The following is a 14,406-nucleotide window of genomic DNA, read 5'->3' on the forward strand; positions in this document are numbered from 1 at the left end:
CCGGCGGCGGCGGCCGGCGCAGGATGCCGCCATGACCGAAACCGCCGCCCGCCCCGCCTCCGTCGTCGATTGCGCCTGGTACGACCGCCGCGCCGCGCGCCACGAGATCGACCTGGACCAGATCGGCGACGTGCTCGCGCGCGAGGACGAGGGCTTCGTCTGGCTGGGCCTGTACGAGCCGGACGAGGCGGTGCTCTCCAAGCTGAAGGAGGAGTTCGGCCTGCACGAGCTGGCCATCGAGGATGCGCATTCGGCGCACCAGCGGCCGAAGATCGAGGCCTACGGCAATTCGCTGTTCCTGGTGGTCAACACCGCGCAGATGCTCGAGGGCCGCATCGTCTACGGCGAGACCCATCTCTTCGTCGGCCCGCGCTTCCTGGTCACCGTGCGCCACGGCGCCTCGCTGTCCTACGCGCCCGCGCGGGCGCGGGTGGAGCGCGAGCCCGAGCTGCTGGAAGCCGGGCCGGCCTACGCGCTGTACGCGGTGCTGGACTTCATCGTCGACAACTACCTGCCCATCGCCGCCGACTTCCGCGCCACCCTGCGCGCGCTGGAGCGCGACATCTTCTCCGACGCCTACCACCGCGGCACCATCGTGCGCCTGTACGACCTCAAGCGGGAACTGACCGAGATGCGGATGTCGGTGGCGCCGCTGCTCGACGTGCTGTCGCAGTTGGTCCGCTCGCCGACCCCGCAGATCCCGGACACGGTGCGCCTCTACTTCCGCGACGTCCACGACCACGTGGTGCGGGTCAACGACACCATCGACGCGCTGCGCGACCTGCTCGGCACCGCGATGGCGGTCAACCAGTCGCTGGTGACCCTGGCCCAGGGCGAGACGGTGAAGAAGCTCGGCGCCTGGGCCGCGCTGCTGGCCGCGCCCACGCTCATCACCAGCTGGTACGGCATGAACTTCCGCGGCATGCCGGAGCTGGACGACCGCTACGCCTACCCGGTGCTGATCGGGATCGTCGCGGCGGTCTGCCTGGGCCTGTACCGCCTGTTCAAGCGCTCGAAGTGGCTGTAGCCGCGCGCCGGCCCGCCCCGCCCGGCGCGGCGGCGCGCGGGCGGGCGACTACGACCAAAGTCTAGGCGCCCGCCCCCGCCCGGCGCTTGACCCCCCGCGCCGCGGCGTGGAGGCTTGTCGCGGTCATCCCGGGAGTTCCCTTCCACATGAAAGCCGTCTCCAAGCTGGCCTGGGCCGCGCTCGCCCTGCTCGGCGCGTTCTGCCTGGGCACCGTCGCGCTGCGCCGCGGCGAATCCATCAACGCGCTGTGGATCGTCGCCGCGGCGGTCTCGATCTACCTGGTGGCCTACCGCTACTACAGCCTGTACATCGCCCGCAACGTGATGCAGCTGGACCCGACGCGCGCGACGCCCGCGCACGTCAACAACGACGGCCTGGACTACGTCCCCACCAACAAGCACGTGCTGTTCGGCCACCACTTCGCCGCCATCGCCGGCGCCGGCCCGCTGGTGGGCCCGGTGCTGGCCGCGCAGATGGGCTACCTGCCCGGCATGCTGTGGCTGATCGCCGGCGTGGTGCTGGCCGGCGCGGTGCAGGACTTCATGGTCCTGTTCGTCTCCTCCCGCCGCAACGGCCGCTCGCTGGGCGATCTGGTCCGCGAGGAGATGGGCCCGGTCGCCGGCACCATCGCCCTGTTCGGCGCCTTCATGATCATGATCATCATCCTCGCGGTGCTGGCGATGATCGTGGTCAAGGCCCTGGCCGAGAGCCCGTGGGGCATGTTCACGGTGATCGCGACGATGCCCATCGCGATCTTCATGGGCGTCTACATGCGCTACATCCGGCCGGGCAAGATCGGCGAGATCTCGGTGATCGGCATCGTCCTGCTGCTGTTGGCGATCTGGTTCGGCGGCCGCGTCGGCGCGCACCCGACCTGGGGCCCGGCCTTCACCTTCACCGGCACCCAGATCACCTGGATGCTGATCGGCTACGGCTTCGTCGCCGCGGTGCTGCCGGTCTGGCTGCTGCTCGCCCCGCGCGACTACCTCTCCACCTTCCTCAAGATCGGCGTCGTCGTGGCGCTGGCGATCGGCATCGTCATCGCCAGCCCCGAGGTGACCTCGCTGAAGATGCCGGCGCTGACCCAGTTCGCCGCCAGCGGCGAGGGCCCGGTGTGGCGCGGCGACATCTTCCCGTTCCTGTTCATCACCATCGCCTGCGGCGCGGTGTCGGGCTTCCATGCGCTGATCAGCTCGGGCACCACGCCCAAGCTGCTGGCCAACGAGACCCACGCCCGCTACATCGGCTACGGCGGCATGCTGATGGAGTCGTTCGTGGCGATCATGGCGCTGGTGGCCGCCTCGATCATCGAGCCGGGCATCTACTTCGCCATGAACAGCCCCGCGGCCGTCATCGGCACCGACCCGGCCAGCGTCGCGGCCACGGTCAGCAGCTGGGGCTTCCACGTGACCCCGGAGATGCTCGAGCAGACCGCGCGCGACATCGGCGAGGGCACCATCATCTCGCGCGCCGGCGGCGCGCCGACGCTGGCGGTGGGCATCGCGGTGATCCTGCACGACGCCCTGCCCGGCGGCGACGCGATGATGGCCTTCTGGTACCACTTCGCGATCCTGTTCGAGGCGCTGTTCATCCTGACCGCGGTGGACGCGGGCACCCGCGCCGGCCGCTTCATGCTGCAGGACCTGCTGGGCAGCTTCGTGCCGGCGCTGCGCCGCACCGATTCCTGGGGCGCCAACGTGGTCGGCACCGCGGGCTGCGTGGCGCTGTGGGGCTACTTCCTGTACCAGGGCGTGGTCGATCCGCTCGGCGGCATCAACACCCTGTGGCCGCTGTTCGGCATCGCCAACCAGATGCTGGCCGGCATCGCGCTGATGCTGTGCACGGTGGTGCTGTTCAAGATGAAGCGCGACCGCTACGCCTGGGTCACCATCGTGCCGGCGGTCTGGCTGCTGATCTGCACCACCTACGCCGGCCTGATCAAGATCTTCGACGGCAACCCGGCGATGGGCTTCATCGCCCAGGCCCGCCACTACCAGAACGCGATCGCCAACGGCGAACTGCTGGGCGCGGCCAAGACCATGGGCCAGATGCAGCAGGTGGTGGTCAACGGCTACGTCAACGCCGGCCTGACGGTACTGTTCCTGTTCGTGGTGTTCGCCGTGCTGGCCTACGCCGTGCGCGCGATCGCCAAGGCGCGCGCCACCGGCGAGCGCACCGACCGCGAGACCGCCTACGTCGCGCTGTCGGAAGACCAGCAGAAGGCGTGGCTGTAATGGGCTCGCAACTGGTCCCGGTCTCCTTCTTCGCCACCCAGAAGCTGGTGTGGCGGCGGCTGGTGGAGACCGCCCGGCTGTGCTGCGGGATCCCGGACTACGACAACTACGTCCGCCACGTGCTGGAAAAGCACCCGGACCGCGAGCCGATGGACTACAAGACCTTCTTCCGCGAGCGCCAGGAAGCCCGGTTCGGCGGGCGCAACGGCTTCCGCTGCTGCTGAACCGGCGGCAGGCGCGGCCCCATGCGAGGGCGGGACTTCGGTCCCGCCCTTCTTCTTTGGCGCGCTACTGCCCCGCCATCACCCGCAGCACCTGGCCGATGAAGTAGGCGATGACCGTGCCGGTGGCGTAGCCGACCGTGCCCAGCAGCACGCCCACCGGCGCCAGCGACGGGTGGAAGGCCGCGGCGATCACCGGCGCCGAGGCGGCGGCGCCGATGTTGCCCATCGAGCCCACCCCGAAATAGAACAGCGGCGCGTTGACCAGCCGCGCCGCGCCCCAGATCGTCAGCACGTGCACGGCCATCCAGATCGCGCCGATGGCCAGCAGCTCCGGCCGGTCGGCCAGTTGCAGGAAGTCCATCTGCATGCCGATGCAGGCGATCAGGAAGTACAGGAAGACCGTGCCCAGCTTGGAGGCGCCCGCGCTCTCCAGCTCGCGCGCGCGGGTGAAGCTGAGCGCGAGGCCCGCCAGCGTGGACAGCACCACCACCCACACGAAGGACGAGTCCAGGCTGAAGCGCGAGGCGGACTCGACGTTGGCGCCGAACCAGGCCGCGACCGGGCCGCCCACCGCGTGCGCCAGCCCGACGATGCCGAACGCGACGCCGACGATCGTCATCAGGTCGGTCAGGCTCGGGATGCGCGCGTTGGCGGCCTCGTAGGCGGCGATGCGGTCGCGCAGCTCGTCGAGCGCGCGGGTGTCGGCGCCGCTGCGCCGGTCGATCTGCGCGGCGCGGTTGGCCAGGAACAGCAGCACCGCCATCCACAGGCTGGCGAAGGCCACGTCCACCACCGCGAACTGGCCGAACAGGGTCGCGTCCACGCCGTAGACCTCGCGGATGGCGACCATGTTGGCGCCGCCGCCGATCCAGCTGCCCGACAGCGCCGCCATGCCCTTCCAGGTGTCGCCGGCGACCGCCGGCGGGTGCAGCCACTCCATCAGCTGGAACGAGACCACCGCGCCCAGCGCGATGCCCAGGGTACCGGCGCAGAACACGAACAGCAGCTTCGGCCCCAGCTTCAGGATGCCCTTGAGGTCGATCGACAGCGTCAGCAGCACCAGCGCCGCCGGCAGCAGGACGCGGCTGGCGATGGGGTTGTAGAGGGTGCTGTCCTCGCCGTCGATCAGGCCCACGGTGTTGTAGAGCGCCGGCACGAAATAGCACAGCAACAGCGCCGGCACCCAGGCGAAGAACTTGCGCCAGAACGGCGTGGGCCCGCTGGCCAGCCAGAAGATCAGGCCCAGCGTGGCGGCGATCAGGCCGAAGACGACGATGTCGTTGCCGATGAGGGCGCTGCGGTCGGTCTCGTTCATGCGGTGTCGGAAGGTCCGGAGGAGGCGCGGGCGGCCGCGCGGCCGCCTACCTTATCGCGCCGCAGGTCCGCGCGCGCGCCGGATGCACACGCCAGCGCGCGGGCCCCGACCTGGACCGCGCTTCAAACGGCGCCAGGCCGGCCGGCGCCGCGCTCAGGGACCGATGTGCTGCTTCAGCCAGGCGTTGACGGTGTCGTGCCACAGCAGGCTGTTGTGCGGCTTGAGCACCCAGTGGTTCTCGTCCGGGAAGTACAGCAGCCGCGACGGAATGCCCCGGCGCTGCAGCGCGGTGAAGCTCGACAGGCTCTGGTCGATCGGCACCCGGAAGTCGTTCTGGCCGGCCACCACCAGCATCGGCACCCGCCACTTGTCGATGTGCCGGGCTGGGTTGAACTGCTCGTAGGCCTCGGGCCGGTCGTGAACGGTGCCGCCGTGCTCCCACTCGGTGAACCACAGCTCCTCGGTCACCAGGCCCATCGAGCGGGTGTCGAACACGCCGTTGTGGTTGACCAGGCACTTCCACGGCTCGTTCCACTGCCCGGCGATCCAGTTGACCATGTAGCCGCCGTAGCTGGCGCCGAGCGCGCAGGCGCGGTCGCCGTCGAGGAACGGGTACTCGCGCTGCGCGGCCGCCCAGCCGCGCTTGAGGTCTTCCAGCGGCGCGCCGCCCCAGTCGCCGCTGATCGCGTCGGTGAAGGCCTGGCCGTAGCCGGTGGAGCCGTGGAAGTCGATCATCACCACCGCGTAGCCCTGCCCGGCGTAGGTCTGCGGGTTCCAGCGCAGGCTCCAGCCGTCGCCGAAGCTGCCCTGCGGGCCGCCGTGGATCAGGAACGCCACCGGATAGCGCTCGCCCTCGCGGTAGTTCCACGGCTTCACCACGTAGCCGTGCACGATATCGCCGTGGGCGCCGCGGAAGGCGAACTGCTCGTAGTCGCCGAAGCGCACGTCGGGCAGGCGCTCGGAAGCGTCGGGGGTGATCGCGCGCAGCTCGGCCGCCTCGGGCGTGGTCGTGTACAGCACGTCGCCGGTGCGCATGGAGTTCCGGGTCAACGCCAGCGTGCCGCCGGCGAGGTCGAAGGCCGACACCGTGCCGTCGCCCACCAGCCGGGTCACTTCGCCGGTCGCGGCATCGACGCGGAACAGCGGGTACTCGCCGGTGTCCTGGGCGGCGACGTAGAGCGTCGTGCCGTCCTCGCCCACCGCGATGCTGCTGGGCGAACGGTCCCAGCCGGGCGCGATCTCGCGCGTCCGCCCGCTGGCCAGGTCCAGCGCCATCAGCGCGTAGCGGTCGGCCTCGAAGCCGGGCCGCTTCATCGCCCGGTAGTACAGCGTGCGGCCGTCGGGCGCGAACACCGGGCCCGCGTCCCAGGCCGGGTTGGCCTCGGTCAGGTTGACCGGCGCGCCGCGGCCGGCCGGGTCCAGCCGGTACAGATCGAAATCGGTCGACCACGCCTCCTCGCGCCCGGCGACCTTGACGCTGGCGACGATCGCGCTGGCGTCCGGCGCCCAGGCGTAGTCGTCGGCGCCGCCGAAGGGCTTGGAGGGGATGTCGCCGTCCAGCGCCTGGCTGACGGCGACCGCGGTCCTGGCCGCCGGCGCGCCCGCGGCCGGCAGCGCGGCCACGTACAGCCGGCTGCGGCGGCCGTCGTTCCAGGTATCCCAGTGCCGCACGAACAGCCGGTCGTAGATCACGCCGCTGGCCTTGGCCTGCTCGCGCGCGTCGAGCTGCGCCTTGGTGCAGGCGAACACGTCGCCATCGGCGGCCTGCGCGCAGTCGGCGAAGGTCTCGGCGCTGAACGCCACCCGGGTGCCGTCCGGGGAGAGCCGGTAGCTGCCGATGTCGAGCGCGAAGTCGGTCAGCTGGCGCGGTTCGCCGCCGCCGGCGGGCATCGCGTACAGCTGCTGGGTGCCGTGCTTGCCGCTCAGGAAGTAGACGGTGGCGCCATCGGGGGAGAACGTCGGCGAGGAGACGCTCCAGCCCTCCGGGGTGATCCGTCGCGGCGGCGCCGCATCGCGCGTGCGCAGGTCGCGCAGGTACAGCGCGGCCTCGGCCTTGTCGGTCTCCAGGTCGTAGCGGCGCTCGGCGAACACCACCCGCGCGCCGTCGGGAGAGAGCGTGGGCGAGGAGACGCGCGGCAGCGTCACCAGGTCTCGGGCCTCCAGGCCGCGTTCGGCCAGCGCCGGCAGCGGCAGCAGGGCGACCAGGCACAGGGGCAGCAGGGCGGTACGCAGACTCATCGGCGACTCCGGGGCGGAACGGACCCGGCGATGTTAGCCGATGCGGGCCGCCCGGCGCGCCGGACGGCCCTGCGCCTCACGGCGCGGCGACGGCGCCGCCGATGTGGCGGTGCAGGAAATCCAGCAACCGGCGGTAGAAGCCCTCGCGGTGCTCGGCGGTATAGAACCCGTGCCCCTCGTCCGGGTAGTAGAGCGTCTCCACCGGCACGTCCGCCGCCTTCAGCGCGCGCTCCATCGCGCGGCTGTGCTCGATCGGCGCGACCAGATCCTCGCCGCCGGCGGCCAGCAACACCGGCGCGCGGATGCGACCGGCCAGGCGCGTGGGCGAGGCGGCCGCCAGCGCGGCGGTGTCGGTGCCGATCCAGTCGCGGGTCCAGGTCCGCGCCGAGCGGCCCTCGCGATGGTTCTCCTGCCGCATCCGCGGCAGGTCGTAGACGCCGACGTAGCCCACCGCGCAGCGGTACAGGCCAGGTTCCCGAGCGACGCCCATCAGCGCTGCGTAACCGCCGTAGCTGCCGCCGTAGATGCAGATGCGCTGCGGATCGGCGATGCCCTCGGCGATCGCCCAGCGGGTGGCGTCGGTGAGATCGTCCTGCATGGCGCCGCCCCATTGCTGCGCGCCGGCATGCAGGAACGCGCGGCCGTAGTTGCCGGAGCCGCGGAAGTTGACCCGCAGTACCGCGTAGCCGGCCGCGGCCAGCAGCTGGGTCTCGGTGTCGTAGCCCCAGGCATCGAAGATGCCGTAGGGCCCGCCGTGGGGCAGCACCACCATCGGCAAGCCGCGACCGTCGCTGCCCTGCGGCACGGTGAGGAAGCCGTGCAGGGTCAGACCGTCGCGGGCGCGGACCTCGACCGGCCGCATCTTCGCCATCTTCCCGGGGTCGATGCCGCGGCTGCGCGCGAGGATGAACTCCGCGCTCTTGCGCTCGCTGTCGAAGGCGTAATAGCTGCCCGGATCGACGTCGCTGCCTACCCACAGCAGCTTGTGGCGGCCGTCGGCGGTGGCCGAGGACACCAGGACCGTCTGGCCCGGGAACGCGGCCTCGATGCTGCGCAGCAGCCGCCCGTCGGGCGAGTCCGGCTCGAAGTAGACCGTGCGCGGACGCGGGCCGAGGAAGCGCGCGCCGACGGGCGTGCGGCCGCGATGGTCGTAGATTGGCAGCGGATCGACGATCGCATCGCGGACCACCTCGCGCTGCTGGCCCGAGGCGATGTCCAGCGCGACCACGCTGTCCGGGCCCTCGGCATGCTCGAGCCGCAGGTAGGCGATGGCGTTGTCGGCGGAGAAGCCCAGCGGCACCATCCGCCGTCCGCTCGCGCCCTCGTCGTTGATCAGCCGCCACTCGGCGTCGTCGCCGTCGCGCAGGTAGGTGCGCAGGACGTTGTCGGTGTTGGCGCCGTAGGCGAAGCGCACCACGCCGTGCTGGTCGGTCACGAAATCCGCACGCGTCACCGGCGCGCTCGCCACGCGGGTGCGGCGCCCGGAGTAGACGTCCATCCGCTCGACCCGCCAGGCCGGGTCGTTGACCAGCGGGCGCACCGCGATCAGCACGTTGCGGTCGTCCTCGGGCAGCGTATCGACCAGGCTGGCGGCCACCTGCCCCTCGCGCTTGCTGCTGATGATGTTGGTGCCGACGCGCTGGTTCTGCACCCGCCAGCCCACCAGCAGGTCGCGGCGCGAGCCGTCGGCGTTCATGGCGTAGAGCTCGCCGGTGGGCAGCGGGTCGTCGCGGCTGCCGAAGGTCTCGGACACCGCGATCAGCACGCGTTCCGGGTTGACCCACCAGAAATCGTGCACGCTGGTGCCGCGGGTGAAGCGGAACGAGGCGGTGATCGCCCGGTCCTCGCGGCGCAGGATCACCAGCCCGTACTGTCCGTCCACCGGCACCGTGGCCGCGTAGTACTCGCCGGTCGGCGAGACCTTGAGCGAACCGAACTCGTCCTCGGCCACGAACGGCGCCAGATCGACCTGCGCGCGCGCCGGACACGCCCATGCGAACGCCAGCCCGATCAGGGCCAGCCTTGCCAACCATCCCATTCCCCTGCTCCTTTCGACGCCACGACGCGCTCGGGCGCGGCGGCTTCCCCCCGCCCGCGCAGCCGGTACTTTACGGCGCCCGCCGAGCCGCCGCCAGCGGCGCGGTTCTTTCACGCCGCGCAGCGAGCGCCGCGACGTAAGGTGCGCCTGCATGACCGCCGCCCTGCTCATCATCGACATGATCAACCACTTCCGCTTCCCGCAGGGCGCGGCGCTGGCGCGCGCGGCCGGGCCGGTCTCGCGGCGGATCGCCTGGCTGCGCGGCCGCTTCGCCGCCGCGGGCCTGCCGACGATCTACGTCAACGACAACTTCATGGACTGGAAGGCCGACTTCCACCAGATCCAGGCCGTCTGCGCGCAGCCCGGGATGCCGGGCGCGGAGATCGCGCGGCGGCTGGCGCCTGGGCCCGACGACTACTTCGTGCTCAAGCCCAAGCACTCGGCCTTCCTGGCCAGCCCGCTGGACGTGCTGCTGAAGAAGCTGGAGGCGCGCAAGCTGGTGGTGACCGGGATCGCCGCCGATGCCTGCGTGCTGGCGACCGCGCAGGACGCGCACATGCGCGAATACGCGCTCGCGGTGCCGCGCGACGCGGTGGGCGCGATCAGCCCCGCGCGGCGCGACCGCGCGCTGGCGATCCTGCGCGACAACTGCGGCGCCGACACCCGCACCGCGCGCAGCGTCGCGCCGTAGCGGCAGGGCCGCGCCGCGCCCGTCGGCTACGGCGCCGGGCCGGCGGGCACGCGCCGCGGATCGACCTCGCGCTCGATGCGCACCGGCACCGACTTGGCCGCCGGCACGTGGCTGTCGATGGCGTGGTGCTCCACCGGGATCAGCGGATTGCACTCGGGGTAGTAGCCCACCACGCAGCCCGCCGGCACGTCGTAGGCGGTCACCCGCAGGCCGCCGACCTCGCGATGCACGCCATCGTCGGCATCGCCGACCAGGCTGACCTGCTCGCCTTCGGCCAGCCCCAGGCGGGCGATGTCGTCGCGGTGCATCAGCAGCACGCGGCGGGTGCCCTCGATGCCGCGGAAACGGTCGCTGTAGCCGTACACGGTGGTGTTGAACTGGTCGTTGCTGCGCACGGTGACCAGCCGCAGCCGTTGCGGCGCGTCGGCGAAACCGGTCGCGCTGAGCAGCCCCGCCGCATGGAACTGCGCCTTGCCGCTGGGCGTATGCCAGATCCGCTCGCGCGCGCCGTTGGGCCGCGGGAAGCCGCCCTCGGCGCCCAGGCGCGCGTTGAAGTCGTGGAAATCGGCCGGATAGGTCCGGGCGATCGCGTCGCGCACCCGCGCGTAGTCGGCCACCCAGTCCCGCCACGGCACCTTCGGATTCGGCGGCAGCGCGGCCTCGGCGATGCCGGCCACGATGGCCGGTTCGGAGAGCAGGCGATCGGAGGCCGGCGCCTGCACGCCGAGGGAGCGGTGGATGCAGGCGGTGCTGTCCTCCACGCTCACCGCCTGCACGCCGCCGGCCTGGCGGTCGCGCTCGATGCGGCTCAGGCAGGGCAGCAGGAAGGCCACCTCGCCGTTGACCAGATGGCTGCGGTTGAGCTTGGTGGCGACCTGCACGGTCAGCCGCAGCCTCGACCAGGCGGCCTCCAGGCGGCCGGTCTCGGGCGCGGCGCGCAGGAAGTTGCCGCCCAGGCCGACGAAGGCGCGCACCCTGCCCTCGATCGCCCCGCGTACGGTGCCGACCGTGTCCAGCCCCTTGTCGCGCGGCGGCTCGAAGCCGTATTGCTCGGCGAGCCGGTCCAGCGGCACCAGCTCCGGCTTCTCGGTGATACCCACGGTGCGCTGCCCCTGGACGTTGGAGTGCCCGCGCACCGGGCACACGCCGGCGCCGGGCCGGCCGACGTTGCCGCGCATCAGCGCCAGGTTGCACAAGAGCCGCACGTTGTCCACGCCGTGGCGGTGCTGGGTCAGGCCCATGCCGTAGATCAGGATCGCCGATTCCGCGCGCGCGTAGACCGCCGCCGCGGCGCGCAACACCTCCACCGCCAGCCCCGATTCGCGCGCGATCGCGTCCCAGTCCAGCCCGCGCAACACGCCGACGAACGCGTCGTAGCCCTCGGTGTGCGCCTCGACGAAGGCGCTGTCGACCACGCGCGCGCCGCCGCCGCGGCGCGCCGCGTCGTCGAGTTCCAGCAGCGCCTTGCACAGGCCCAGCAGCACCGCCGGATCGCCGCCGGCGCGCGGCTGGAAGTAACCGGAGCTGATCCGCGTCGCCGCGCCGCCGAGCATCTGCAGCGGCGACTGCGGGTTCTTGAAGCGCTCCCAGCCGCGCTCGCGCAGCGGGTTGAAGGTCAGGATCGGCACCCCGCGGCGGCTCGCGTCCTGCAGCGGGTGCAGCAGGCGCGGGCTGTTGACGCCCACGTTCTGGCCGAACGAGAGGATGCAATCGGTCTTCTCGAAGTCCTCCAGCAGCACCGTGCCCACCGGCACGCCCAGGCTGCGCGGCAAGCCCACGGAGGTGCTCTCGTGGCACATGTTGGAGCTGTCGGGCAGGTTGTTGCAGCCGTACAGCCGCGCCAGCAGCGCGTACATGTACGAGGCCTCCAGCGAGGCGCGCCCCGAGGCGTAGAACACCACGCTCTTCGGATCCAGCGCCCGCAGCTCGCGGCCGATCGCGGCGAACGCGTCCTCCCAGCTGGTGGGGACATAGCGGTCGCTGGCCGCGTCGTAGCGCAGCGGCTCGGTGATGCGCCCGCTCGCCTCCAGGTCGAAATCGGCCCAGGTGCGCAGTTCCGAGACCGTGTGGCGGCGGAAGAACGCGGCGTCCACGCGCCCGGCATCGAGGTCCCAGAACGTGGCCTTGGCGCCGTTCTCGCAGAACTCGAACGGATGCGGCGCGGCGGGTTTGGCCCAGGAGCAGCTCACGCAGGCGAAGCCGCCGGGCTTGTTCTGCCGCCGCAACTGCGCCATCGCCGCCAGCGTGCGCGTGCGCCGCCGCAGCCCGTGCCGTGCCAGCGAACGCACCGACCCCCAACCGCCGGCCGGTCCCGGGTAGCGTCTGAATGCAGACGTGCCTGCCATGCGCGACTCCAGCTTCGAAATCGCGTCCCGGTATACCGGTCGAGGCAACAAACCGGGGTGAAACCGATGGATCAGCCGATCGGCGCGTCCGGATCGGCGCGGCGCGCGGTGCGGTACAGCAGCCCGGCGATCGCCGCCAGCATCGCCAGTCCCAGCCACGCGCCGGGCGCGCCCAGCCGCAGCGATGCCGGCAGCGCCAGCACCTCGGCATCGCCGGCCAGCACGATCGGCACCGCGATCAGGATGCCCATCAGCGCCTCGCCGGTGATCAGGCCCGCGGCGAACAGCATGCCCTTGCGGTGCGCGCGCTCGCGCCCGGGCTCGTCGTCAGGCGCCACGCGGTGGTAGCGCTCGACCAAGTGCGCGACCAGGCCGCCGGCGAAGATCGGCACGCTCAGCTCGATCGGCAGGTAGATGCCGACCGCGCAGGCCAGCACCGGCACCCGAAAGCGGCTGCCGCGCGCCTTCAGCCAGGCGTCGAAGGCGATGATCGCCGCACCGATCAGCGCGCCGACGCCGATCGTCGTCCACGGCAGCTCGCCGCCGAAGATGCCGCGCGCCACCGAAGCCATCAGGTTCGCCTGCGGCGCCAGCAGCGGGCTGGGATGCTCGGCGGTGGGCACGCCGATGCCGTAGGCCTCCATCAGCAGGTTCAGCACCGGCGCCATGACCAGCGCGCTGGAGACCGCGCCGATGGCCAGCATCAGCTGCTGCTTCCACGGCGTGGCGCCGACGATGTAGCCGGCCTTGAGATCCTGCAGGTTGTCGCCGCCGATGCAGGCCGCGCAGCAGACCACCGCGCCGATCATGATCGAGGCGACCGCGCCGATCTCCGAGTCGCGGCCCAGCAGCATCGCCAGCACCAGCGCGGCGAACAGGATGGTGGCGATGGTGATTCCGGACACCGGATTGTTCGACGAGCCCACCAGGCCGGCCATGTAGGCCGACACCGAGACGAACAGGAAGCCCGCCACCACCATGATCAGCGTCATCGGCAGGCCGACCGTCCAGGTGCCGACGATGCTGTGGTAGAGCACCGCCAGCGGCACCGTGAACAGCACCAGGCCGATGCCGATCAGCTTCATCGGCACGTCGCGCTCGGTCGGCGCCAGCGAGCGCACCCCGCCCGGCGCGCGGCCGGCGGCGATGCCGCTGCGGATGCCGGAGAACAGCGAGCTGCGCAACGAGATCAGCGTCCACACGCCGCCGATCAGCATCGCCCCCACGCCCAGGTAGCGCACCTGCGCGCTCCAGATCGCGAACGCGGCGTCCTCGGCGCCGGCGCCGGCCACCGCCGCGGCCAGCTCGGGATTGCCGTCGAGCAGGAACAGGCTGTAGAGCGGAATGGCGATGTTCCAGGCGATCACGCCGCCGGCCAGTACCACGACGCCCACGTTGAGGCCGACGATGTAGCCGACCCCGAACAGCGCCGGCGACAGGTTGGTGCCGGCATAGCCGATCGCGTTGCCGAACCAGGCCGAGACCGAGGCGGTATCCGGGATCAGCCGCAGGCCGCTGCCGGCAGCCGCCTTCATCGCCCCGCCCAGCAGCGCCGCCAGCGCCAGCACGTGCACGCCCTGGCCGGGGTTCTCGCCGGTGCGCAGCACCTCGGCGGCGGCCTTGCCCTCGGGGAAGGCGAGCTTCTGCTCCACGATCAGCGAACGGCGCAGCGGCACCGAGAACAGCACGCCGAGCAGGCCGCCCAGGCCGGCGATGGCCAGCACCCAGCCGTATCGGAAGTCCTGCCACCAGCCCAGGATCACCAGCGCCGGCAGGGTGAAGATCACCCCCGAGGCGATCGACGAGCCGGCCGAGGCGCCGGTCTGGACGATGTTGTTCTCGAGGATGTGGCCGCCGCCCAGCGCGCGCAGCACGCCCATCGAGATCACCGCCGCGGGGATCGCCGAGGCGATGGTGAGCCCGGCGAACAGCCCCAGGTAGGTATTGGCGGCGGCCAGGATCACCGCCAGCACGATCGCCAGCAGGACGGCGCGGAAGGTGAGTTCGGGAGGAGCGGCGTGCGGGGCGTGCGGCATGCGCGTGGCCATGGACGTGGACGGCGCAACTTAATCCTCGCGGCCCCCGCCGTCCAGCGCGGCCGCTTCGCCCGTCTCCCGCAAGCTCGCGCCTGACGCACCTGCCGTCTCGGCTCCCCCAGGCGGCGCATGCCCTCCCTCTCCCGCAAGCGGGGCCATGTCCTCCCTTCTCCCGCAAGCGGGTGCGTGTCGTCCCTTCTCCCGCAAGCGGGCGCATGTCGTTCCTTCTCCCGCAAGCGGGCGCATGTCGTTCCTTCT

General features: G+C 71.7%; 9 protein-coding genes. 4 read left to right on the forward strand and 5 right to left on the reverse strand.

What is annotated here, in order from left to right; translation table 11 throughout:
* Positions 1-31 precede the first annotated feature (31 nt).
* The 3 genes from Z164_RS0112255 (at position 32) to Z164_RS0112265 (ending at position 3,485) form a co-directional block, all read left to right on the forward strand.
* Positions 32-1,027, forward strand: coding sequence for a magnesium and cobalt transport protein CorA (locus Z164_RS0112255; protein ID WP_024890978.1), 996 nt, complete (start codon positions 32-34; stop codon positions 1,025-1,027).
* 146 nt (positions 1,028-1,173) lie between these two features.
* Positions 1,174-3,261, forward strand: coding sequence for a carbon starvation CstA family protein (locus tag Z164_RS0112260; RefSeq protein WP_024890979.1), 2,088 nt, complete (start codon positions 1,174-1,176; stop codon positions 3,259-3,261).
* The gene (locus Z164_RS0112265; protein ID WP_024890980.1) at positions 3,261-3,485 is read left to right on the forward strand and encodes a YbdD/YjiX family protein; all 225 of its coding nucleotides are present in this window, start codon (positions 3,261-3,263) and stop codon (positions 3,483-3,485) included. The genes Z164_RS0112260 and Z164_RS0112265 overlap by 1 nt, the downstream gene beginning before the upstream one ends.
* 64 nt (positions 3,486-3,549) lie before the next feature.
* On the opposite strand, the gene Z164_RS0112270 is transcribed toward Z164_RS0112265, so the two are convergent.
* The 3 genes from Z164_RS0112270 to Z164_RS0112280 all read right to left on the reverse strand — a co-directional run bounded on the left by Z164_RS0112270 (position 3,550) and on the right by Z164_RS0112280 (position 9,076).
* Positions 3,550-4,800, reverse strand: coding sequence for a DUF819 family protein (locus Z164_RS0112270; protein ID WP_024890981.1), 1,251 nt, complete (start codon positions 4,798-4,800; stop codon positions 3,550-3,552).
* 153 nt (positions 4,801-4,953) lie between these two features.
* Complete coding sequence (locus Z164_RS0112275) at positions 4,954-7,038, reverse strand: S9 family peptidase (RefSeq protein WP_024890982.1); 2,085 nt, start codon at positions 7,036-7,038, stop codon at positions 4,954-4,956.
* A gap of 76 nt (positions 7,039-7,114) precedes the next feature.
* A complete protein-coding gene (locus Z164_RS0112280) occupies positions 7,115-9,076 on the reverse strand; it encodes an alpha/beta hydrolase family protein (RefSeq protein ID WP_024890983.1) in 1,962 nt (653 codons plus the stop codon).
* A 151-nt stretch (positions 9,077-9,227) separates the two neighbouring features.
* Between Z164_RS0112280 and Z164_RS0112285 the strand changes: the two genes are divergently transcribed.
* Positions 9,228-9,767 carry a cysteine hydrolase family protein gene (locus Z164_RS0112285; protein ID WP_024890984.1) on the forward strand — a complete coding sequence of 180 codons (540 nt, stop codon included), beginning with the start codon at positions 9,228-9,230 and terminating at the stop codon, positions 9,765-9,767.
* A 26-nt stretch (positions 9,768-9,793) separates the two neighbouring features.
* Here the strand turns inward: Z164_RS0112285 and Z164_RS0112290 are convergent, their stop codons facing one another.
* Together Z164_RS0112290 and Z164_RS0112295 are read right to left on the reverse strand one after the other, a co-directional pair.
* Positions 9,794-12,112, reverse strand: a complete 2,319-nt coding sequence (locus tag Z164_RS0112290) for an FdhF/YdeP family oxidoreductase (protein ID WP_024890985.1) — start codon at positions 12,110-12,112, stop codon at positions 9,794-9,796.
* Positions 12,113-12,183: 71 nt separating this feature from the next.
* Positions 12,184-14,148, reverse strand: a complete 1,965-nt coding sequence (locus Z164_RS0112295; protein WP_024890986.1) for an OPT family oligopeptide transporter — start codon at positions 14,146-14,148, stop codon at positions 12,184-12,186.
* Positions 14,149-14,406 lie beyond the last annotated feature (258 nt).

The sequence above is a fragment of the Luteimonas huabeiensis HB2 genome (genome assembly GCF_000559025.1).
Classification (GTDB): domain Bacteria; phylum Pseudomonadota; class Gammaproteobacteria; order Xanthomonadales; family Xanthomonadaceae; genus Luteimonas; species Luteimonas huabeiensis.

Bases quoted from the DNA above. Each gene is read 5' to 3' on its own strand.
- Z164_RS0112285 (WP_024890984.1), top strand. From the start codon at position 9,228: ATGACCGCCGCCCTGCTCATCATCGACATGATCAACCACTTCCGCTTC.
- Z164_RS0112275 (WP_024890982.1), bottom strand. From the start codon at position 7,038: ATGAGTCTGCGTACCGCCCTGCTGCCCCTGTGCCTGGTCGCCCTGCTG.
- Z164_RS0112265 (WP_024890980.1), top strand. From the start codon at position 3,261: ATGGGCTCGCAACTGGTCCCGGTCTCCTTCTTCGCCACCCAGAAGCTG.
- Z164_RS0112260 (WP_024890979.1), top strand. From the start codon at position 1,174: ATGAAAGCCGTCTCCAAGCTGGCCTGGGCCGCGCTCGCCCTGCTCGGC.
- Z164_RS0112295 (WP_024890986.1), bottom strand. From the start codon at position 14,148: ATGCCGCACGCCCCGCACGCCGCTCCTCCCGAACTCACCTTCCGCGCC.
- Z164_RS0112270 (WP_024890981.1), bottom strand. From the start codon at position 4,800: ATGAACGAGACCGACCGCAGCGCCCTCATCGGCAACGACATCGTCGTC.
- Z164_RS0112290 (WP_024890985.1), bottom strand. From the start codon at position 12,112: ATGGCAGGCACGTCTGCATTCAGACGCTACCCGGGACCGGCCGGCGGT.
- Z164_RS0112280 (WP_024890983.1), bottom strand. From the start codon at position 9,076: ATGGGATGGTTGGCAAGGCTGGCCCTGATCGGGCTGGCGTTCGCATGG.
- Z164_RS0112255 (WP_024890978.1), top strand. From the start codon at position 32: ATGACCGAAACCGCCGCCCGCCCCGCCTCCGTCGTCGATTGCGCCTGG.